Annotated in this window: 17 protein-coding genes; 11 read left to right on the top strand and 6 right to left on the bottom strand. The window is 65.2% G+C overall.

Features of this window, described 5'->3' with window-relative positions; translation table 11 throughout:
* The first annotated feature begins 11 nt into the window (after positions 1 to 11).
* The 3 genes from ACPJW8_RS02735 (at position 12) to ACPJW8_RS02725 (ending at position 4,565) form a co-directional block, all read left to right on the top strand.
* Positions 12 to 3,242: a DNA polymerase III subunit gamma and tau gene (locus ACPJW8_RS02735; RefSeq protein ID WP_330188129.1), complete on the top strand. Its 3,231-nt coding sequence runs from the start codon at positions 12 to 14 to the stop codon at positions 3,240 to 3,242.
* A 98-nt stretch (positions 3,243 to 3,340) separates the two neighbouring features.
* On the top strand, positions 3,341 to 3,940 hold the full coding sequence (gene recR, locus ACPJW8_RS02730; RefSeq protein WP_330188128.1) for a recombination mediator RecR: 600 nt from the start codon (positions 3,341 to 3,343) through the stop codon (positions 3,938 to 3,940).
* Complete coding sequence (locus tag ACPJW8_RS02725) at positions 3,927 to 4,565, top strand: GNAT family N-acetyltransferase (RefSeq protein WP_330188127.1); 639 nt, start codon at positions 3,927 to 3,929, stop codon at positions 4,563 to 4,565. Before recR ends, ACPJW8_RS02725 begins: the two co-directional genes overlap by 14 nt.
* 58 nt (positions 4,566 to 4,623) lie before the next feature.
* On the opposite strand, the gene ACPJW8_RS02720 is transcribed toward ACPJW8_RS02725, so the two are convergent.
* Both ACPJW8_RS02720 and ACPJW8_RS02715 read right to left on the bottom strand, forming a co-directional pair.
* Positions 4,624 to 5,775 carry a hypothetical protein gene (locus ACPJW8_RS02720; RefSeq protein ID WP_330188126.1) on the bottom strand — a complete coding sequence of 384 codons (1,152 nt, stop codon included), beginning with the start codon at positions 5,773 to 5,775 and terminating at the stop codon, positions 4,624 to 4,626.
* Positions 5,772 to 6,743: an ABC transporter ATP-binding protein gene (locus ACPJW8_RS02715; protein WP_330188125.1), complete on the bottom strand. Its 972-nt coding sequence runs from the start codon at positions 6,741 to 6,743 to the stop codon at positions 5,772 to 5,774. The genes ACPJW8_RS02720 and ACPJW8_RS02715 overlap by 4 nt, the downstream gene beginning before the upstream one ends.
* Before the next feature lie 225 nt (positions 6,744 to 6,968).
* Here ACPJW8_RS02715 and ACPJW8_RS02710 point away from each other — a divergent pair, with 225 nt between their 5' ends.
* The gene (locus tag ACPJW8_RS02710; RefSeq protein WP_330188124.1) at positions 6,969 to 8,339 is read left to right on the top strand and encodes an aspartate kinase; all 1,371 of its coding nucleotides are present in this window, start codon (positions 6,969 to 6,971) and stop codon (positions 8,337 to 8,339) included.
* Between the two features lie 123 nt (positions 8,340 to 8,462).
* Here the strand turns inward: ACPJW8_RS02710 and ACPJW8_RS02705 are convergent, their stop codons facing one another.
* Positions 8,463 to 8,660: a hypothetical protein gene (locus tag ACPJW8_RS02705; protein ID WP_425256491.1), complete on the bottom strand. Its 198-nt coding sequence runs from the start codon at positions 8,658 to 8,660 to the stop codon at positions 8,463 to 8,465.
* Between the two features lie 152 nt (positions 8,661 to 8,812).
* Here ACPJW8_RS02705 and ACPJW8_RS02700 point away from each other — a divergent pair, with 152 nt between their 5' ends.
* The 3 genes from ACPJW8_RS02700 (at position 8,813) to ACPJW8_RS02690 (ending at position 10,812) form a co-directional block, all read left to right on the top strand.
* The gene (locus tag ACPJW8_RS02700) at positions 8,813 to 9,283 is read left to right on the top strand and encodes a MarR family transcriptional regulator (protein ID WP_330188122.1); all 471 of its coding nucleotides are present in this window, start codon (positions 8,813 to 8,815) and stop codon (positions 9,281 to 9,283) included.
* A gap of 85 nt (positions 9,284 to 9,368) precedes the next feature.
* Entirely contained in the window at positions 9,369 to 9,914 is a 546-nt protein-coding gene (locus ACPJW8_RS02695) for an SSI family serine proteinase inhibitor (RefSeq protein WP_330194168.1), read from the top strand.
* The gene (locus ACPJW8_RS02690) at positions 9,871 to 10,812 is read left to right on the top strand and encodes a 3-methyladenine DNA glycosylase (protein ID WP_425256402.1); all 942 of its coding nucleotides are present in this window, start codon (positions 9,871 to 9,873) and stop codon (positions 10,810 to 10,812) included. Before ACPJW8_RS02695 ends, ACPJW8_RS02690 begins: the two co-directional genes overlap by 44 nt.
* A gap of 129 nt (positions 10,813 to 10,941) precedes the next feature.
* On the opposite strand, the gene ACPJW8_RS02685 is transcribed toward ACPJW8_RS02690, so the two are convergent.
* From ACPJW8_RS02685 to ACPJW8_RS02675, 3 genes are all read right to left on the bottom strand, one after another.
* Entirely contained in the window at positions 10,942 to 13,911 is a 2,970-nt protein-coding gene (locus ACPJW8_RS02685; RefSeq protein ID WP_330188119.1) for a S8 family serine peptidase, read from the bottom strand.
* A gap of 371 nt (positions 13,912 to 14,282) precedes the next feature.
* Positions 14,283 to 14,579 (bottom strand): DUF1540 domain-containing protein, encoded by a 297-nt coding sequence (locus ACPJW8_RS02680; protein ID WP_330188118.1) that lies wholly within the window; start codon positions 14,577 to 14,579, stop codon positions 14,283 to 14,285.
* A 216-nt stretch (positions 14,580 to 14,795) separates the two neighbouring features.
* A complete protein-coding gene (locus ACPJW8_RS02675) occupies positions 14,796 to 14,981 on the bottom strand; it encodes a hypothetical protein (protein WP_330188117.1) in 186 nt (61 codons plus the stop codon).
* A gap of 114 nt (positions 14,982 to 15,095) precedes the next feature.
* Between ACPJW8_RS02675 and ACPJW8_RS02670 the strand changes: the two genes are divergently transcribed.
* From ACPJW8_RS02670 to purL, 4 genes are all read left to right on the top strand, one after another.
* Positions 15,096 to 17,021: an HNH endonuclease signature motif containing protein gene (locus tag ACPJW8_RS02670; RefSeq protein ID WP_330188116.1), complete on the top strand. Its 1,926-nt coding sequence runs from the start codon at positions 15,096 to 15,098 to the stop codon at positions 17,019 to 17,021.
* A 269-nt stretch (positions 17,022 to 17,290) separates the two neighbouring features.
* Complete coding sequence (gene purS, locus ACPJW8_RS02665) at positions 17,291 to 17,542, top strand: phosphoribosylformylglycinamidine synthase subunit PurS (RefSeq protein WP_330188115.1); 252 nt, start codon at positions 17,291 to 17,293, stop codon at positions 17,540 to 17,542.
* A gap of 1 nt (position 17,543) precedes the next feature.
* Positions 17,544 to 18,326, top strand: coding sequence for a phosphoribosylformylglycinamidine synthase subunit PurQ (gene purQ / locus ACPJW8_RS02660; RefSeq protein WP_330188114.1), 783 nt, complete (start codon positions 17,544 to 17,546; stop codon positions 18,324 to 18,326).
* Complete coding sequence (gene purL / locus ACPJW8_RS02655; protein WP_330188113.1) at positions 18,323 to 20,677, top strand: phosphoribosylformylglycinamidine synthase subunit PurL; 2,355 nt, start codon at positions 18,323 to 18,325, stop codon at positions 20,675 to 20,677. Before purQ ends, purL begins: the two co-directional genes overlap by 4 nt.
* Positions 20,678 to 20,719: the final 42 nt, after the last annotated feature.

Genomic DNA, 20,719 nt, shown 5'->3' with positions numbered 1-20,719 from the left:
AGGGTTTTCCTGTGACCGCAACAACTGCTCTTTACCGTAGGTACCGTCCGGATTCCTTTGCAGACGTTATCGGGCAAGAGCATGTCACGGAGCCGCTGATGACGGCCCTGCGGAAGAACCGGGTCAACCACGCCTACCTGTTTTCCGGCCCACGCGGCTGCGGCAAAACCACCTCGGCCCGCATCCTGGCGCGTTGCCTTAACTGCGCCGAAGGCCCCACGGATACGCCCTGCGGCAAGTGCCCCAGCTGCATTGAGCTGGCCCGTGGCGGTTCCGGTTCCCTTGACGTCATTGAGATCGACGCCGCCAGCCACGGTGGTGTTGATGACGCCCGCGATCTTCGCGAGCGCGCCACGTTCGCACCGGTGCGGGACCGCTACAAGATCTTCATCATCGACGAAGCCCACATGGTCACGTCGGCCGGCTTCAACGCGCTGCTGAAGATCGTTGAAGAGCCGCCGGAGCACATCAAGTTCATCTTCGCCACCACGGAGCCGGACAAGGTCATCGGCACCATCCGCTCGCGTACGCACCACTACCCCTTCCGCCTTGTTCCGCCGGAGCCGCTCCTGGCCTACCTTGAATTGCTGTGCCAGCAGGAAAACGTGCCGGTAGCACCCGGCGTGCTGTCCCTGGTCATCAGGGCGGGCGGCGGCTCGGTCCGCGATACCCTCTCCGTGCTGGACCAGCTCATGGCAGGCGCCGGAGCCTCCGGGCTTGACTACGAGCTCGCCGTGGCGCTCCTTGGCTACACGCATGCGTCACTGCTGGACGACGTCGTTGACGCCATTGCGGCCTCGGACTCCGCTACGGTCTTCAAGGCCGTGGACCGCGTCATCCAGACCGGGCACGATCCCCGCCGCTTCGTCGAGGACCTCCTCGAGCGCTTCCGGGACCTCATCATTGTGCGGGCCATGCCGGAAAGCGCCACGGCCATCCTTCGCGGTATGCCCGCCGACCAGATCGCCAGGCTCCAGGCCCAGGCGCACAACCTTGGCGCTTCGGAGCTCTCCCGCGCGGCGGACGTCACCAACACCGCCCTGACCGAAATGACCGGCGCAACCTCACCCCGGCTTCACCTCGAGCTGCTGTGTGCCCGCATCCTCCTGCCCAGCGCGGAGGAAACGGAGCGGGGTATGGCAGCCCGGATCGATCGCGTGGAACGTCGCCTCAACTACGCGGGCAATGACGTGGCCGCTCCGGCCTCGCCGGCGCCGTCGCGTGGAATGTCCGACGCCGGCCGTGCGGCCGCGGCGCCGTCGGCACCTGCGGTTGCGTCCCCGGCTCCGGCAGCCCCTGTATCGGCTCCTTCTCCTACTGCTGCTCAGGCTGCTGCTCCTGCTCAGGCTGCCGCCGCGCCTGCCTCGGCTCCTGCTCCTGCTCCTGCTCCTGCTCCTGCCGAACCTGCAGCCTCCGAGCGCCCGCAGATCACCCCGCCGCGTGTAAGCACCAGCGACTGGCCACGCGAAGATTCACCTCGCGCCAATGCACCGGCCCCACAGACCGGCCCGTCCGTGCCCAACCCCGCGGCGAACCCCTCGCCGGTCTCCCCAGCTGCGGCAGCTCCGGCCCCAGCCGCTCCAACTTCACCGGCTGCTCCATCCTCCTCCGCCCAGCCGGCGCCCGCGTCGGCATCCTCGGGGAACGGCCAACCTGTTCAGCCCTCAGCAGCGCAGGCTCCGCAGGCACCGAATCAAGCTGCTTCGACACAGGCCGCTCCGGCAGGTGCTCGTGGAGACGTTGAAGTCCTGCGTCGGGCCTGGCCCGAGGTCCTGCAGGCCTTGTCCAAGATCAAGCGCAGCACGTGGGCACTGGTTGAGCCGAACGCGCAGGTGGCGTCTTTCGACGGCCAGCTGCTGACGCTTGCCTTCACTACCTCCGGCCTGGCCGGGGCTTTCGGACGGGCAGACCATTCGGACAACCTCCGCCAAGCCATCCACAAGGTAGTAGGCATCGACTGCCAGATCACCGCTGTTGCTGGCGGTTCCGGGCCTGTGAGCTCTGAGCCAAACCCAAAAGCACCAACTACTCCGGACGTCCGGCCGACGTCCGTTGATGAAGCATGGGGACTTGTCCCTCCAGGCACATCGGTAGGGACGGCCGCGCAGGCTTCACCGGCGGCTGTTGCATCGTCGCCGACTGCTCCTGTGTCTGCTGCTCCGGCGGCGGCTGCTCCTGTGTCTGCTGCTCCTGTGTCGGCTGCACAGACGCCAACTCCGGTGTCGACTACTCCTGTGTCGCCTGCTCCAGTGCCAGGGACCGGTGCGCCCGCTCCGGCGCACAACGCTGCAGTCGGAAACCAGTCGGCACCCGCCCCAGCACCGGTCGCGCCAGCCACGCCCCTGCCGGCCGCCAGCCAGTCTTTGCTGCAACAGCCCGCACCGGCCACGGCTGCTCCAACTGCCCAGCATGCACCGGATGCGGGCAGTTACAGCTACTCGGACGACGACTGGGGCCCGCCCTTGGACGAGGACGCTCCCCCGCTGGATGAAGAGCCGCCCATGGACTGGACGCCGCCGTCCGGCACTGCTCCCAAGCCCGCGGCCTCAGGCGCTCCGGCCACGGCGCGCACGTCAACCGGGAGCAACCAGCACCCGGCCGCCCCTGCCCCGGCTGCGTCCAACTCTGCCGAGCCCGTTCCGGCCCGCACTGATACCGACGACCCCTGGTCCAGGGCTGTCGAGCAGGCTCCGGGCGTATGGCACGTGGGCTCCAGCAGCAACGTTGCGGGGCCCCAGGCAGCAGGGTCACCGGCGCCTGCCCCAGCTTCACCCGGCCCAGCATCGCCCGCGCCTGCAGAGCCGGCTGTACAGCCAACTCCTCCGCAACAGGATGATTCCGGCTGGGGCTCACTGGACTCGGAAACCTCCGGGTCCCCGGTCCGGGAACCTGCCTACGCCATGGCATCGTCAGCGCCGGCAACCACCGCACCTGCTCCCTCCAGTCCGCTCTCCGCTGCTCCGGCAGCAGCCCGTCCGGCACAGGCAACGCCTCCGGCGGCAAGTGGCAGGCAGAGCCTGTACCAACGGCTCTCCAACAGCCCCGAAGCCCAGGCCGGCCGTGCCCGCGTAGCCCAGGCTGCAGCTGCTGCCACGCCCTACATCCAGGACATCCCTGATCCCGAGGATGAAACCATTGAGGAGTCGGGTGTGTTCGGACGTGCCGCCGTCGAGCGTATTCTGGGCGGGAAGCTGATTGACGAACGCTCCCTCGACGGAAGCCCGCTGCCACCCCGCTTCTAACAACGTCCAACAACTTCGTCCAGCAAACGCTGTAGCGGACGTCCCGGGCTAAACTCCGCGGGCGCTGGCCAGATCCAACCCGAGCTAATGAGGAAAACGTGTACGAAGGTGCTGTCCAGGAGCTGATCGACGAGCTCGGACGCCTGCCTGGAGTGGGGCCCAAGTCCGCCCAGCGGCTGGCCTTCCATATCCTCGAAGCAGACCCGCAGGACATGAAACGGCTGGTTGAGGCGATCACCACCGTGAAGGAACGCGTGAAGTTCTGCACCGTCTGCGGGAACGTCACGGAGCAGGAGATGTGCAACATCTGCCGCGATCCACGGCGCGATCCCTCGGTGATCTGCGTAGTGGAGGAGTCCAAGGACGTCCTGGCCGTTGAACGGACCAGGTCCTTCCGCGGCCGGTATCACGTGCTGGGCGGGGCGATTAACCCGATTGCCGGCGTCGGGCCTGAACAGTTGCGTATCCGGGAACTGCTGACAAGGCTTAACGACGGCGCCATCCAGGAAGTGATCATCGCTACCGATCCGAACCTGGAGGGTGAGGCGACGGCAACGTACCTGGCCCGCATGCTGAAAACCATTGGAATTGCCGTGACCCGGCTTGCGTCGGGCCTGCCGGTGGGCGGCGACCTCGAATACGCGGACGAGGTCACGCTGGGCCGGGCCTTCGAGGGCCGGCGCAATGCCCTCAGCTAAGTCCATTCCGGACAAAACGCTGCCAATTCCGTCATCGGATGGGGCGACGCCTGCGCCCATCGAGACCCCGCGCCTGACCCTCCGGCTGACAACAGAGGTCGACGCTGCCGCCATCCACCAATACCGGAGCCGCGCCGACGTCACCCGGTTCCTCTCCCACGGCCCGCTTTCCGTGGACGAAACCCGCGAACGGACCAGCCGCTCCATCGGGCTGGCCGCAGCCTCCACCTCCGAATGGTTCATGTATCCCTGGACGATGGTGGACAGGGAAACCGGCCAGTTGGTTGGCGACGCACGGGTGTGGAACGCGTCCGAAGCCTCACCCGACGGGTGCCTCCTGCCAGGCAGCATCGGCAGTGACCAGGCACTCCTTGGTTACGTCCTGGATCCGGCACACCACGGCAGGGGCCTGGGACGCGAAGCCGCCGGCGCCTTGGTTAACTGGCTCTTCACGGAACGAAGGGTCAATTCCATCCTGGCGGCCGTTTACGAGCCAAACCTTCCGTCCCGCCGCCTGCTGGAAAGCCTGGGTTTCGTTCAGGACCTGTACGTCCCGGCGTCGTCAGACCGGCACGGAAAGAACATGGCCTCGCTCCGGATGCGCCTGGACCGCCCAAGTAGCTAGCAGCAGACGTCGCGAACGGGCCTGTTCAGAGCATCTAATGCGAGCCAGTTGGGAGGGGTCAGGCGATCCGGGTACCCCGCGCCAGTTTGGTGGCCGGCGTACGGAGCGAGCACCAGCCAAGCCACAGGATCAGTCCGGTCAAGGCGACCTGCAGCACCAGGCCCAACGGCCACAAGGGAGTGGTCTGCGCAAGGTAGTACGGCTTCGGTTCACCGTTGGCGCAGGGGTAGGTTCCTTCCGGTCCGGCGATTGCGTGCCGCGCACCCTGGCTGATCGACTCGATGGTGCCGCCGGGGTAGCCGTACGTGGTGTTCGTCCGGTCCGGGTACGGGATGGCATCCGCCACCACTACAAAGGGATTCATGGCCAGCAGCCACGCCACGCGTTCCGTCCGCACAGCCGGCATCTCTTCCAGGGGCCCAACGCATGTGTACTCGGGTGGCATCAGGGTCTGCTCCGGCGGCTGCGCGCTCTCCTGCTCAAACGCCGGATAACGCTGCTGGTTTGCCAGCACGGTCCCCTGGGCAACGCCGGTGCCCAGGGCGAAGGCGATGAGCGTCCCGATGACCAGGCCAGCCACCGCCAGGTAGGTCACCACAATGGAGAAGAGCGGCCTGCCGGCGAGCGCAGAAATGCCCACACCCAACCCGCAAACAACTGCCAGTTCCACAGCAAGCATCACCAGGGCAACCACCACGTGTCCGGGCGTCATGCCGCCCAGCGATACTCCGATGACCAGGAAGGGCGCACTGGCCACCAGGAAGGCGAGCGCCGCAATCCAGGCAGCGAAGAACTTCCCCCAGAGGATCTGGCCCGGCGTCAGCAACGTCACCTGCAGGATCGCCAGTGTCCCTCCGGCCCGGTCACCGTTCACGGCGTTGGCCGACAGGGCCGGTGCCACCAGCAGGGCAAAGAGGAGCACGAAGGCCAGCACCACTTCGAAGATCAGCGAGCCGGGCCCTTCGTTGATGGCCAGGCTGGCATCCACGGGCATGTTGTAGCCCAGGCGCGCCTGCCTGGACGACTCCCAGCCGGCCCAGGTCAGGGCAGTGACGATCCCGGTGAGGGCGAACCAAATGGCCAGCATGATGTACCAGCCACGGGAGCGCAGCCGTTGTTTCAGTTCCAGGACCACCACGTCCCGGACAGCACCAAAGTAGGTGGCGGCGGCGTGGGCGGGGGCCGGGGAAAGTTCTGTTGCAGTGCTCATGACGTCCGCCCCTCCAGGTTCAGGTAGGTCTCTTCCAGTGCTCCCGTAGCGGGTGCGAAGGAGATAACCCCGACGTCGGCCAGCACCAGTTCCTTCAGCAGCCGCGCGGCGTCGTCGTCATCCATCAGGATCAGGCTGACAGTGGCCCGCCGGTTGTTCTCCTGCCGGTACACCAGGCCCAGTTCCGTCAGTTTGGCCAACAGTCCGGGCCCGTTCGACGCCGATACGGCGTACCTGCGTCCGCGCGCCGCAGCGTCAGCGGTAGTCTGCTGGCTCACTGTGCGGCCATGGTTGACGAACACGGCACCGTCGGCGATTTCGTCCAGTTCGCTGAGGACATGGGAGGAAACCACAATGGCTTTGCCCTCTGCCGCCAGCCCGCGGAGCATTGCCCGCAGCTCCACTCGTGAGCCGGGATCCAGGCCTGATGCGGGCTCGTCCAGCAGGAGCACGCTGGGATTGTGGATCAATGCCCGGCCCAGGCTGAGCCGTTGCTGCTGGCCGCGCGACAGCACCCTGGCTGGCTGGTCCGCCAGGTCCGCGAGCCGTACCGTGGCGAGCATGGCGTTCACCCGTTCCGGGATCTGGACAGCCGGAAGGCGGTAGAAACGGGCCATCTGGGTGAGGATCTCGCGGGCAGTCAGCGATTCCCAGACTCCCAGGGTGTCCGGCATCCAGCCGATTTTCCGCCGGACAGCGGCACGGTCGTGCTGCGGATCCAGGCCATCCACGGTGATGGTTCCCGAATCGGGGGCCAGGAGCGAAGCCAGCATCAGCAGCAGCGTGGTCTTGCCGGCCCCATTCGGTCCGATCAGGGCCGTCACCTGCCCGGCAGGGGCGCTCAGGTCCATACGTTCGACGGCGTGTACGGCACCAAAGGAGCGGCGCACCGCCGTCGCCCGTATTCCCGGTTCCATAGGAGCCTGCCCCGGAGTGGGGAGACCGACTGTTTCTGGTCCTGCGCTCATGTGCGGTGCCCCTGTTTTCCCAAGGTCCAAAATGCATACTGGCTATCCGCCAGAATACGCCTGGCGGATGCAGCGGTACAGGAGCCGCCAGGATGGCGTTTTCAGTCACAATTCAACGCCCGGCGAACGGCGGCGATAAACTGGCCTCACCAGTACGCCGCATCGCCGTGAGGCCATCCGGTTCAACGACTGTCCAGAATCCGATAGACCATTGAAGGTACGCGCATGAGCACGCCCACTACCGAAGTGCACACGGAGTCCCGTCCGGGGACCCTGCCCGGGGCCAAGCCCGCCAGGTCCGGCGCCACCAAACAGCTGCTGGTCCAGAAGTTCGGCGGTTCCTCCGTCTCCGACGCCGAGGGCATCAAGCGCGTCGCCCGGCGTGTTGTTGACGCCCAGAACGCGGGCAACGAAGTGGTGGTCGTGGTTTCGGCCATGGGAGACACCACTGACGAGCTCCTGGACCTCGCCGCCCAGGTCACGGACTCCGCACCGGCCCGCGAAATGGACATGCTCCTCTCCGCCGGCGAGCGCATCTCCATGGCGCTGCTGGCCATGGCCATCAACAAGTTTGGCGCCACGGCCCAGTCCTTCACGGGTTCCCAGGCCGGCATGATTACTGACGGCATCCACGGCAAGGCCCGGATTATCGACGTCGATCCCCACCGGATCCGCACGTCCCTGGACAAGGGACACATCGCCATCGTGGCCGGGTTCCAGGGCATGAGCCGGAGCACCAGGGAGATCACCACGCTTGGACGCGGCGGCTCAGACACCACCGCGGTGGCACTGGCCGCCGCCCTGGAAGCTGATGTCTGTGAGATCTACACCGACGTTGACGGCATCTACACCGCAGATCCGCGCGTAGTACCGTCCGCCAAGAAGGTTGAGACCATCTCCAGCGAAGAAATGCTGGAACTCGCCGCCTCCGGAGCCAAGATCCTGCACCTGCGCTGCGTGGAATACGCCCGCCGGTTCGGTGTGCCCCTGCACGTCCGCTCATCCTTCAGCCAGCACGAAGGCACCTGGGTCCTTCCCGGCGCCGAAGACAAGATCACGATTCAAGAGGGAGTTGCCTTGGAGCAGCCAATCATCTCCGGCGTTGCACATGACCGTTCGGAAGCCAAGGTCACAGTAGTTGGCGTGCCGGATATTCCCGGCAAAGCTGCCGCGATCTTCCAGGTCATTGCCGATGCCCACTCCAACATCGACATGATCGTCCAGAACGTGTCCACCCACGGCACCGGCCGCACGGACATCTCCTTCACCCTGCCCATCGTGGAGGGCGCGGATGCGCTGAACGCGCTGCGCGCTGCCCAGCCGCAGATCGGCTTCGAGAGCATCGAATACAACGAGAAGATCGGCAAGCTGTCCCTCGTTGGCGCCGGCATGCGCTCCCACCCCGGCGTCTCCGCCACCTTCTTCAAGGCCCTCTCTGATGCCGGCATCAACATCAACATGATCTCGACGTCGGAAATCCGGATTTCTGTTGTGACCCACGCGGACCTGCTGGATGAAGCAGTGCGCGTCATCCACAAGGCGTTCGGTCTGGACAGCGAAAAGGAAGCCACGGTTTACGGCGGCACCGGCCGCTAAGGCAACCGGCAAACTTGCCCCGGGTACGAAAATGCCGGGCGCCAACAATGTTGGCGCCCGGCATTTCTCGTTTACATGACCCGGGTTGCGCTGGGCCGCAAGGAGTTGCTGGAGCAGTGTGACCTAGCGCAGCGACCGGTCCTCCGGGTCCCGCGGCACCAGGTAGGTAGTGCCATCAGCCCGGCGGACTGTTTCAAACTGGGCGGAAGCTGCCTGTTGCTGGGCGGCCAGCAGCCGCCGGTTTTCTTCCGTCATGGCATGGTGGAGGTCCGTCCGCGTGGCGGGGCCGAAGAACATCCGAAGCTTTCCGGTCAGCCGCATGAACCGCTGGGCACGGTTTTCCTTTTCCACCTAAGCACTCCTCATCAGGATCAAACCAACAGTCACAGTATACCCTAACAGTTAGTGCACTAATCATTAGCACACACTGTATGGTGGATAGCACCAGGCACCACCAGTTAAGGAAGAGTCGCATGAGCACCACCGCCACGGAGTCCGCACGCAATGAGGAGTCCGCACAAGATGACCTGCTGCTGGAGCACCAGCTTTGCTTCGCGCTGACAGTGGCGTCGCGCAGCGTGGTGGGCGCCTATAAGCCGGTGCTTGAAGAGCTGGGCCTGACGCACCCGCAGTACCTGGTCATGCTGTGCCTTTGGGAGTCCAGCCCGCGGACCGTCCGGAACATCAGCGAGGCACTGGCCCAGGAACCAGCCACCATCTCGCCCCTCCTCCGCCGGCTCGAATCCGCCGGCCTCATCACCCGCCGCAGGGTGGACGGCAACGAACGGGCACTCGCCGTGGAACTCACCCCCAGCGGCGCGGCCCTCCGCGGGAAAGCCCTGGCCGTCCCCGGGACCATGATGGAGCGGTTGGGACTCACCCGGGAACAGGTGGCCAGCCTGCATTCCTCCATGATGGGGCTGATCGCCGCTACCTCGCGCTGATACCGGGCGCTCCCCAGACTCCTGCACTTCGCCTGTAGAACCGGCCGTCAGCGATAGAATTACCACTACTGAGGAGGCCCGGACCATGCGCAAATTACTGCTCCCGGTGATGGCCGCCGTCGCGGTTTGCCTGCTTCCGGCCTGCTCCGGCGGTAACCCGCCGCCCTCTACACCTACAGAATCTGCCACCACCATGCCTTCAGAATCCCCCAGCGCCTCCACCCCGCCCGACGCCGAATCAACGCTTCCGGCCCCACCGCCCCCCTCGCCCACCGAAACCCCGGCAGGTGCCGGCAACGCGGAGCTGTCCATCACCGTAGAGCCGGGCGAGGGCGCCGCGGCCATCCACTACACGCTGGTCTGCGAGGCCGGCCAGGCGGCGGCGGAAAGCTCACATCCGAACGCAAGTGCAGCCTGCGCCGCACTTGCGGCTCAACCGGGCATGCTCCACCGGAAGCCGGACCCCAACCGGATCTGCACCGAACAATGGGGCGGACCGCAGAAGGCCACCGTGACCGGAGTGGTGGACGGTGTGCCTGTAGACGCTGCGTTCTCGCGGACGGACGGTTGCGAAATCAGCGCATGGGATGCCGCGCGGGACGTCTTGGGTGCCCACGGTGGAGCAGTTTAGGACGCTGGCGGCGGACGAATGGCAGGCGCTTGAAGCTGCCCATCACGCACGCGTCCGCCGCTATGCCGATCCCTACCTTGCGCGCCGTTCCGCTGGCCGCAAGCATCCGGTGGAGGACTTCCTCTTTACCTACTACACGCAAAAGCCCGGTCAGCTCCTGCGCTGGCACCCTGGTGTTGGGGTGGTACTCACGGGGCAGGCAGCGGAGCAGCGGACGCAGTGGAAGCACTACAGAATGCTCGACGCCGGCGAGCTGGTTGCCGCGGGCCTCCCGCCGGGGTCGGTGGCCGTCACCGTGGATCAGGGAGCGTTCCTGGCGGACCGCCGCGAGGCCGTGGACTTCGCCGGGATCATCCTTCGCGGCACGTCCGCCAGGCCGGCAAACTTCAGCTGCTTCGGCCTGCACGAATGGGCCATGGTGTACCGGCAGGAGAAGTTCGAACTGCGGCACGAGTACCTCCAGCTCAGGCTGGGCGGGGCCGGTACGGACCGCGTGGTGGAGGACAACCGGATCCGCTGCACGCATTTCGACGCCTTCCGCTTCTACACCCCTGACGCCATCCCGCTCAACGAGCTCACCCCCAGCCGCGAGAACCAGCGGCACCTGGAGCAGCCCGGCTGCCTGCACGCCAACATGGACCTCTACAAGTGGGCCTACAAACTCACCCCGGCACTGCCCAGTGACCTGGTGATGGACTGCTTCGAATTGTCCTGGCGGGTACGGGCCATGGACATGCAGGCCTCCCCGTACGACCTCGAAGAATGGGGCTACCCGCCTATCCGGATCGAAACGCCGGAGGGCAAGGCAGCCTACGTGGAACACCAGCGGGCTTTCGCAGCCGAGGCTCAGGTGCTGCGGCAGCGACTGAACGACGCGCTATTACCGGTGGCCGGGTGACTCCAGGCGGCTAACTCCAGCCCGGGTAACGCCGGCGGGCCCGGTGTGAAACACGAAAAGCCGGCGGACCCTCTACAGGCCCGCCGGCTTTCCTGACTGGATTAGCTATTGGTTTCCAGCCTGCTTCAGCTAGCCGGCTGCACCAACTACCACCGAGACGAACGTGGGCGTGCTGGAGCCCTCATAAGTAACGCGGCCAATATAGGAACCTGCTGCCAGGTTCGTCCAGTTGAGCGTCACCGCGCCGGTCTTGCCGTTACCGAGTTTCAGCGGGTTCGGCGTCACCGTCGCGTTGCCAACATTGGCGCCCAGGACCGCAGCATCTACCGATGCCTTGGTGGCCTGGCCGTTGGGGCTGGCGTAGAGGTTCACGTACATCTTGTAGACGCCCGGCCGCGGATTGGGAACCGAGAGCGATTCACTCGCCGAAGCCGTTTGTGCCAGCAGTGCCCGGCCCGTGGGGTCCATGACCACCAGGTCGAAGTCCGCGGCGTCGTCGGCCGAGAACACGGAGAACTTGGCCAGCGGTGCGCCTGCCGGGACGGTCACTTCCTTGACTGCGTTGGAAGCGTCGTTGGCCAATACCAGCGGACCGGGTACCAGTTCAATGCCCGTTGAATCGGCCTTGGAAAGGCCATCAAGGGTCATGTTCACCGGCGAGTTGGTTCCCGAAACTACCGGGATTTGGCCCGAGCCCGTTCCGCCCTGGGACGTGAACGAAATGTTCGACGGCGCCGTCACAGCCTGCGGACGTACGGCGATCGGGGAGGTCACGGACTTGCCCACACCCTTCCACACCAGGTTGCCCATGGCGAACTTGCCCAGTGCTGCGCCGGTGTTCTCGAATTTCACCTTGAACGTGCGCGTCTGGCCCGCGGTATCGAAGTTCAGGACCGACGGCGTGACAGTTACCTTGACGCCCGGAACATTGGCCTCGGCCCGGTAGATGCCGGGGGTCAGTGCCGTGACGGTCCTGGTGACCTCGGTCTTGCCGGTCAGCGCTCCGAGGGCGAAGGACGCAACGTTCATGTTTTTTGCCTCGGTGCTGCCCAGCCCTTCGATTCCCAGGTCAAGGCCGGTTCCCTGGATGTATTCCAGGTACTCCTTCTGGCCGGCGTCGTACACCAGGCCAGGTTCAAGCGTGTTGGTGACGGCAACCTGTCCTGCACCGGTGGCGAAGACGTCAGCGTTCCGGCTGCCGTCTGCGTTCACCAGGTCCGTGGCGGTGGTCATCATGGCCGACTTGATGGTGGCGGGTGACCACGTGGGGTTCTTTGCAAGGATCAACGCGCCGAAACCTGCCACGTGCGGAGCTGCCATGGAGGTACCGGACATCATTCCGAAGTCCTCGCCACCGCTGGCAACCTGCGAGACGCCGGCCAGGACGGCAACGCCGGGCGCCGTTACGTCAGGCTTGAGCAGGTCAGAGCCGGAAGCCAGCAGCGGTCCGCGCGAGGAGAACCCGGCGATCTGCGGCTGGGGCGCAACGGGCAGGCCTGTGGTGTCCGAGTTAATCAGTGCGGCCTTGATCTCCGGGTTTGCCGTGACCTTGGCCTTGATCTCGTCCGTGGCGGGAGGATTCACGTGGACAGTGGGCACGGTGTGCAGGTCAACGTCCTCGGAAGAGGGCGTGACGTTCACCAGGATCATGCCCACGCCGCCGGCGCGCTTAACCTCGGCGCTCTTGGCAACGCGGTCAATCACGCCACGGTCACAGACAACGATCTTCCCGGTGACCTTGGCCGGATCCATGGTGTTGGGTCCACACAGTGCCGGGTTCACGGCACCTGCCGCGGCAGCCGCCGTCGCAAGTACCACGTTGCTGGCCGGAACCTGCTCAGCCATCAGGCTGGCGCCGCGGTACTTGGTGCCGTCCTCGAACTCGACCGTTCCCTGCAGTTCGCTGGAGAACGACGACGCCCCAACAGTCGTGAGCCACGGTGCGCCGTGGTTGACGGTGCTGGCAGTCGGTCCCGAGTTTCCGGCGGAAGCGGAGACGAACACTCCGGCTGACGCTGCGGACAGGAAGGCCAGTGCCACAGGATCCGTGGTGGACGTGGTGCTGCCGGAGATGGAGTAGTTCAGTACGTCAACACCGTCCAGGATGGCCTGGTTGATGGCCGCCACTGATGCTGAGCTGTAGCAGCCACCGGTGTCCGGGTTGGTGTCCTCCCAGCAGACCTTGTAGACGGACAGCTTGGCTGCAGGGGCGATGCCGCCCGTGATGCCCATGTCGCGCCCGCCCAGTGTGGCGTGGACATCGGCGTTGCCCGCTGCGGTGCTGGCCGTGTGGGTTCCGTGGCTTCCCACGTCAACCGGAGAAATGACCTCTTTCGGGGCACGGTTGGCCGGAGGCGTATAGCGCAGGAAATCATCCGCGAAGTAGCGGGCGCTCAAGACCTTGGAGTTGCAGGCGCTGCCATCAAAGGCTGCCCCGGTGTCCACTCCCGGCTGGCATTCGCCCACGAAAGTGTCGCCGTCGGCCTTCAGCATGGCGATCTTGCCATCTGCAGTCCGGTAGGGCACTCCAACCTGCGGTTCGCCGGTAAGCGGCTGGACTTCCTCGCCCGCGAAGAACGGGTTGGCAGGCGCGTAACCGGAGTCGATCACGCCCACCACAACGCCCTTGCCGGCATTTTCCGTTCCACCGAAGACGGTGTTCCAGGAGCCGTTGGCGCCGCTGAGCTTGAGGAAATCGGTGGTGGAATAGTCCGGCGCGTTCTCGGTGTCCGGCGCCACGGTGAGGACCGCCGGATCCTTGGCCAGTTCCACGGCCTGCTGGGCCGTCAGGTCAGCGGTGAAGCCATTCAATGCTGCCGTGAACGTGTTCTTGATCTGGACATTTTCAGAGGCTGCCACCTGCTGCTGCTTCGCCTCAAGGTGCGCCTGGTACTGCCGGACCTCCTGGCGGTTCGCATCGAGCTTGCGGCCCTTCTCCGGTTTGGTGGCCCCCAAACCCGGCGTCCCACCGTCGTACGTTGCTGCAGGTTTCTCAGCCAGCACCACAATGTACCGGCCGTCCGGATAGTTACCCGGATCGATGCTCTCCTGCTGCGCCGCCCCTGGCTGGTCCCCCAATGGAGCCGCCGTGGCCGGCATGATCGCTACTGATGTTAAGAGCAAAGGCAAGCCGACTGATAACGCGGCAGCTTTGCGGACCCCCTGGCTTCCGAGGAAGCTCTTTCCTGCTGGTTTCACGAGTGATGAGTACCTTTCCAATGGAACGGTCCCGGCATCGTGGCCGGGCACATTGGCTGGATTTACGGAGATTGACAGGTTTTGACAACCGGCTCGCCCAGCCGTTCCCACAGTACAGATTGAGAGCTGAATATGACATAGACCACAACAAAGTTGTTGGGGTTGTCATGCGAATTTACGTGGGCTTTACACGGGACGGATTGCCGGGGCACGAAAAAGGACGGACAGCCTTGGGGCTGTCCGTCCTTGTTTGGTGTGTAGTTACCGCGTGGTCAGCGGACCACCGGCTGGTAGGTCAGGCAGTCAGCCTGCTCGGAACCGGGACCGATGCGGACGTCATGGGCGTCGCACATCAGGTGATCGTTGAACTTGCATTCAGCACGCTGGCAGGCGCCGACGTGGGCAAGAACCTTGGGCAAGCCACCCAGCGAGCTTGTGTCAATAAAGGTGGCGCAGGAAGCGTGCTCCGGGCTTCCACTGACGGTGATGGCAAATGCTGTGCAGCCATCATGGTTGAACGAACAGGTTCCAACGCTGCATGCTGACACTTCTGCTACGTGAGCTGTCATGTTTTCCTCCTGAAATTCGATCCAGATCGCGCTGAGGACATGGTGCCTGGGACATTAGGTATTGCACATTGGCGGGTATGCCAACGGCCCCGATGCAGCCACGCTACTCCCGCGTGGAGCAAAAAGACCCGTGTGAATAGCGCATTTGTTTGTTTCGAAATTGTCCGGAGTTCAGGGGTTCCTGCTTTCTTGCCCTTAGTGGCCGGGTTCTTGCTCCTACTGGCGGGGCGTTCGGACCACGTCGCTGATCCACTGGCGTGTCTTGTCATCGATCGGCCCGGCCACTTTGGTCTCCCTGGCTGCGCGGTCCGCCCGGACCTTCTGCCACACCATCCGTCCCAGGCCGGCGAAAACCGCAGCGGCAACCATGGGCAAAAGCATTGACTTCGAGTTCTCTGCCATGGCGCAATCCTAGATGAGTCAACAGCCCGCGAACAGGCATCCCGCTGCCAGGGTTTTTCCCCGTGATTCTGCTGCGGCACAAGGAATGTCAGACCCCCTTGGCATGATGGATTTATGGATGCCAGGGCGGTTGCTGAAGCGGTGGAAGCTGTTGCCGCGTCCGTCGCTGCGCTGCGGAATTTGACGGGTTTTGATACCGGATCCGGGTCGCGCTCCAGCCTCGCCGGCGATGCCCCGAGCGATCCGTTGCGGGATGCCTCAGGCGGGTCTGCTGCCGGGCCCGTCCCTGCCGCAGACGATCCAAGTGATCCTCTGCGGGATGAGTTTGATTCCTGCCTGAACGGGTTGGCGGAAGTTGCCCGGCTGGAGGCACGGGTCGCGGCGCTGAAGGTCCGCCTCACGGCCGCGTGCGTGGCCGCGCAAATGGCACGCCTTGCCCCCGACGCGTCGGAGAAGGACCAGGCCGTGGCGCAGATGTCCACGGTCGCGGAGATCGCCTGCGCGCTGACGGTCAGCGAAGGAGCCGCCGGCGGGCTCGTGGAAATCAGCCAGCGGATCACTACCGCGTTGCCGCTGACCCTTCAAGCCCTCGGCGAGGGTACCTTGTCGTGGCAGCACGCCCGGATCCTCGCCGACGAAACCAACACCATGACCCCCGCCACCGCCGCCGGGTTCGAAGCCAGGTTCCTGGACCCGGCCCACCCCGACGCCGGCCGAGGATGCCCACCCGGGGACATGGTCCCCTCCCGGTTCCGGGCCCGGGCCAGATACTGGCGCGAACACCACTACCTCGACACCATCGAACAACGCCACACCAAAGGCCTCGCCGACAGGCGGCTGGAATGCCGGCCCGACCAGGACGGGATGGCCTGGCTGAACGCCTACCTCCCCGCCCACGACGCAGCAGCCATCTGGAACCGCACCACCGCAACAGCCCGCGGGCTTCAGGGCCCGGACGAACCCCGCAACCTCACCCAGCTACGCGCCGACATCGCCGCGACCTGGCTCCTCACCACAGGACTCACCGAACACGAACGCAGCAGCGGAGAAAGCGGCGGCGACAACAGTAGGAGCGGCGGCGATCCAACCAGGGGCGTCAGTGACGTCAGCGAAACCGGCGGACCGGAAACCGACGGTAACCCGGGTGGCGGCGCTGCCGGCGGCGCGACAGGTCCCGGGGCGGCGGGCGGGCGTGGGTTTGACCGGGTCCCGTCGCCGCGGGCCCAGGTCCTGGTGACCGTCCCGGTCTTCACCCTCATGGGCCTAGGCGATGAACCCGCGGTCCTTGACGGGTACGGGCCCATCCCGCCATCCATGGCACGCCGCCTCGTCGCCAACGGCGCCGACTCCTTCCACCGCGTCCTCACCGACCCCCGCGACGGCACCGCCCTGGAGATCGGCAGGACCAGCTACCGGATCCCCAAAAACATGCGACGGTTCCTCGCACTCCGCGACGCACACTGCCAATTCCCCGGCTGCACCAACCACTCCCTCGACAACGAAGCAGACCACCTCACCGCCTGGGAACACGGCGGACCCACCGCCATCACCAACCTCACCCAACTCTGCCGCAAACACCACCACCTCAAACACAACACCACCTGGACCCCCACCCAAGCCACCACCAACCAACCACCCGCCTGGACATCACCCACCGGCCGAACCTACCCACCCCAACCACACCACCAACAACCCACCACCTGGCCACCAGGAACCCTCCCACCCGCCGCACCCGCCGCTGCCCGAGACGACCACCCCACTCCAACGGCGAAGCCTGCCCAAAACCCGTCCACCACGCCACCGGTTCAGCTCTCGAAACCGGCCCAGGACCTGCTCAAAGACCTCTGGCACGGACCCTACCCGGCACCACCAGCCTGGCTCCTCGAAGCCTGGGCCGAACAAGAACAACACGAACCACCAGAACCCGACGAAACACTCCTGAACTGGCTCGACGAAATCGACGCCAACGACGCACTCCTCAACACCCTCGTCAACGACACACTCCTCACTGCCCTCGCCACAACCACAGCCAACACCTGATCGAAGTCCCCGCCCCGACCGGAAACCAGACTGGCGAACTTGCCCCAGCACCCTGGCGATCACAGTTCCTACCCACCAGTAATGCCCCAACTTCCCCCGAAGACAGGTAAGGGCTCACGGGCCGGTAGAATAAGGGGGCAAGCTCGCGGAGCGCCCGTCCATTCTGTTCCTGATCTCCCATCGGACCACTAGGCCACGGCGTGAGACGGCACCACTCCGTTGCGCCTGCACTGCGCCCTTACCCAATGCTCATGCACAGGAGTTGCCGGATGCCCCGGATCGTTGTTGACGTCATGCCCAAGCCCGAGATTCTGGACCCGCAGGGAAAGGCCATCGTGGGTGCACTCCCCCGTTTGGGCTTCACCGCGTTTAGCTCTGTCCGCCAGGGCAAGCGCTTTGAACTGACGGTCGACGGCGAGGTGACCGAGGAGATCCTGGCCCAGGCCCGTAACGCCGCAGAGACCCTGCTGTCCAACCCGGTGATCGAGGACGTTGTGAACGTCGAGGTCGTTGGAGCCTGACATGACTGAACTTCCCCTGATCGGCGGGGCTCCGGCTGCCGCTGACATGTTCGACGGCGGTGCCCTCGCCGGTGCCAAGATCGGCGTCGTCACCTTCCCCGGTACGCTCGATGACCGCGACGCGATGCGCGCTGTCCGTCTTGCCGGCGGCACTGCTGTTTCCCTGTGGCACGCTGACACGGAACTCGGTGACGTCGATGCTGTCATCATCCCTGGCGGCTTCTCCTACGGTGACTACCTGCGCGCGGGCGCCATCGCACGGTTCGCACCGCTGATGGGCAAAATCATTGACGCCGCCAACTCTGACGCAAAGCTCCCTGTCCTGGGCATCTGCAATGGTTTCCAGATCCTGACCGAATCGCACTTGCTGCCCGGTTCCATGATCAAGAACGACCACCTGAAGTTCCTGTGCCGCGACCAGGTGCTCCGGGTCGAGAACAACACCACCAACTGGACGCTGGACTATGAAGCAGGCCAGGAAATCACCATCCCGCTGAAGAACCAGGATGGCCAGTACATCGCGGACGAGAAAACCCTGGACGCCCTTGAGGCTGAGGGCCGCGTGGTGTTCCGCTACGTGGGCTTCAACCCGAACGGCTCCCGCCGCGACATCGCAGGCATCTCCAACGCGGCCGGCAACGTGGTGGGCCTTATGCCGCACCCGGAGCACGCGGTAGAGGTGGGCTTCGGCCCCGAATCCCTCGATGGAATCGGCGGCTCAGACGTCCACGGCCTCGGCTTCTTCACCTCCGTATTGACCAAGATTGTGGGAGGCACCAAATGACCGGGATCTCGACAGGCTCGATCACCGAAACAGGCTCGATCACCGAAACCAGCGAGACCAAGAAGTTCAACATCGACACGGTGGAGAACGCTGCCAAGACCCCTGACACCGAACTCCCCTGGGCCGAGCTTGGCCTGAAGCAGAACGAGTTCGAAGAGGTCGTCAAGGTCCTGGGCCGCCGCCCCACCGCGGCTGAACTGGCCATGTACTCGGTCATGTGGAGCGAGCACTGCTCCTACAAGTCCTCCAAGAACCACCTGCGCCAGTTCGGCGAAAAGGTGACGGATGAGATGAAGAAGGACATGCTGGTGGGCATCGGCGAAAACGCCGGTGTGACGAACCTTGGGGACGGCTGGGCCGTGACCTTCAAGATCGAATCCCACAACTCGCCGTCATTCGTTGAGCCGTACCAGGGTGCCGCAACCGGCATCGGCGGCATTGTCCGCGACATCATCTCCATGGGTGCCCGCCCAGTTGCCGTGATGGATCCGCTGCGCTTCGGTGCGATCGACCACCCGGACACCGCACGCGTGATGCACGGTGCCGTTGCCGGCATCGGCGGCTACGGCAACTCGCTGGGCCTGCCGAACATCGGCGGCGAAATGGTGTTCGACTCCGTTTACCAGGGCAACCCGCTGGTCAACGCCCTGGCAGTGGGCGTTATGCGCCACGAGGATATCCGCCTGGCCAACGCCTCCGGCAAGGGCAACAAGGTTGTCCTGTTCGGTGCGCGCACCGGTGGCGACGGAATCGGCGGCGCTTCGGTGCTGGCTTCCGAGTCCTTCGACGACACCAAGCCGTCCAAGCGCCCCGCCGTCCAGGTGGGCGACCCCTTCGCCGAGAAGGTGCTCATCGAGTGCTGCCTGGAGCTCTTCAAGGGCTCCCTGGTTGAAGGCATCCAGGACCTCGGCGCCGCAGGCATCTCCTGCGCCACCTCGGAACTGGCGTCCAACGGCGACGGCGGCATGGAAGTTGAGCTGACATCTGTCCTGCTCCGCGATCCCACGCTGACCCCGGGCGAGATCCTGATGTCCGAGTCGCAGGAACGCATGATGGCCGTGGTCACCCCTGAGAACATCGAGGCCTTCGAAGCCGTGATGGACAAGTGGGCCGTGGAATACTCCTGGCTGGGTGAGGTCACCGATACGGGCCGCCTGATCATCACGTGGGAAGGCGAAGTCATTGTCGACGTCGACCCACGCACCGTTGCGCACGACGGCCCGGTCTACGACCGCCCGTACGCACGCCCGGAATGGCAGGACTCCGTCCAGGCCGATTCCTTCACGGGTTCCGTGCAGGATGCCGGCCGTCCGGCAGCCCCGGCTGAGCTGGCCAAGGCAGTCACCGAGCTGGTGGCCTCGCCGAACATGTGCAGCAAGTCCTGGATCACCAACCAGTACGACCGCTACGTCGGCGGCAACACGTCCATGGCCTTCCCCGACGACGCCGGCGTGGTCCGCGTTGACGAGGAAACCGGCTTGGGCGTTGCCCTCGCCACGGACGCCAACGGCCGCTATACCTACCTGGATCCGTACAACGGCGCGCAGCTGGCGCTGGCTGAGGCCTACCGCAACGTTGCCACTTCCGGCGCGGTTCCCATGGCCGTCAGCGACTGCCTGAACTTCGGCTCCCCCGAGGACCCGGATGTTATGTGGCAGCTCGCCGAGGCCATTCGCGGCCTCTCGGACGCCTGCATGGAACTGGGCATCCCGGTTACCGGCGGCAACGTCTCGCTGTACAACCAGACGGGCACCACGCCTATCCACCCGTCCCCTGTAGTGGCGGTCCTGGGCAAGCTCGACGACGTCGCACGCCGCACGCCCTCAGGCTGGAAGGAAGACGGCCAGGCCATCTACCTCCTGGGCACCACGGCGAACGAGCTGGACGGCTCCGAGTGGGCGAACATGCGCGGGCACCTGGGCGGTTTGCCTCCCAAGGTTGACCTCGCCGTCGAACGCGCCCTGGGTGAGATCCTGATCAACGCCTCCCGCGACGGCATGATCGACTCCGCGCACGACCTCTCCGAAGGCGGCCTCGCAGCTGCCCTGGTGGAGTCCTCGCTGCGCTACGGCGTGGGTGCCCGGATCGGGCTGCAGGATGTTATGGACCGGGACGGCGTGGACCTGTTCACGGCGCTCTTCTCCGAGACGCAGGGCCGCGCGGTTGTTGGCGTCCCGCGCTCCGAGGAAGTCCGCTTCAACGACATGTGCACCGCCCGCGGCTTCGCCCACACCCGGATCGGCGTCGTCGATTCCCAGAGCGGCGAGCTCGCCATCAATGGCGTGGACACCCTGTCGCTGGACGCGCTCCGCGAAGCGCACGAAGGCACGCTGCCGAAGTACTTCGGCTAAAGCAAACCAAACCAAAACACAGAAGCTCCGCAGCGCTTGCTG

The sequence above is a fragment of the Pseudarthrobacter sp. J47 genome, from assembly GCF_049810315.1.
Lineage (GTDB): Bacteria > Actinomycetota > Actinomycetes > Actinomycetales > Micrococcaceae > Arthrobacter.
This window is presented reverse-complemented; position numbering and strand designations above follow the sequence as displayed.

Excerpts from the sequence above, each read along its gene's own strand:
- ACPJW8_RS02705 (WP_425256491.1), bottom strand. The coding sequence starts at position 8,660 with ATGCGGCTGACCGGAAAGCTTCGGATGTTCTTCGGCCCCGCCACGCGG.
- ACPJW8_RS02695 (WP_330194168.1), top strand. The coding sequence starts at position 9,369 with ATGCGCAAATTACTGCTCCCGGTGATGGCCGCCGTCGCGGTTTGCCTG.
- ACPJW8_RS02720 (WP_330188126.1), bottom strand. The coding sequence starts at position 5,775 with ATGAGCACTGCAACAGAACTTTCCCCGGCCCCCGCCCACGCCGCCGCC.
- ACPJW8_RS02715 (WP_330188125.1), bottom strand. The coding sequence starts at position 6,743 with ATGAGCGCAGGACCAGAAACAGTCGGTCTCCCCACTCCGGGGCAGGCT.
- ACPJW8_RS02710 (WP_330188124.1), top strand. The coding sequence starts at position 6,969 with ATGAGCACGCCCACTACCGAAGTGCACACGGAGTCCCGTCCGGGGACC.
- purL (WP_330188113.1), top strand. The coding sequence starts at position 18,323 with ATGACCGGGATCTCGACAGGCTCGATCACCGAAACAGGCTCGATCACC.
- ACPJW8_RS02670 (WP_330188116.1), top strand. The coding sequence starts at position 15,096 with ATGGATGCCAGGGCGGTTGCTGAAGCGGTGGAAGCTGTTGCCGCGTCC.
- ACPJW8_RS02700 (WP_330188122.1), top strand. The coding sequence starts at position 8,813 with ATGAGCACCACCGCCACGGAGTCCGCACGCAATGAGGAGTCCGCACAA.
- ACPJW8_RS02685 (WP_330188119.1), bottom strand. The coding sequence starts at position 13,911 with ATGCCGGCCACGGCGGCTCCATTGGGGGACCAGCCAGGGGCGGCGCAG.
- purS (WP_330188115.1), top strand. The coding sequence starts at position 17,291 with ATGCCCCGGATCGTTGTTGACGTCATGCCCAAGCCCGAGATTCTGGAC.
- ACPJW8_RS02725 (WP_330188127.1), top strand. The coding sequence starts at position 3,927 with ATGCCCTCAGCTAAGTCCATTCCGGACAAAACGCTGCCAATTCCGTCA.
- ACPJW8_RS02680 (WP_330188118.1), bottom strand. The coding sequence starts at position 14,579 with ATGACAGCTCACGTAGCAGAAGTGTCAGCATGCAGCGTTGGAACCTGT.
- purQ (WP_330188114.1), top strand. The coding sequence starts at position 17,544 with ATGACTGAACTTCCCCTGATCGGCGGGGCTCCGGCTGCCGCTGACATG.
- ACPJW8_RS02690 (WP_425256402.1), top strand. The coding sequence starts at position 9,871 with ATGCCGCGCGGGACGTCTTGGGTGCCCACGGTGGAGCAGTTTAGGACG.
- ACPJW8_RS02675 (WP_330188117.1), bottom strand. The coding sequence starts at position 14,981 with ATGGCAGAGAACTCGAAGTCAATGCTTTTGCCCATGGTTGCCGCTGCG.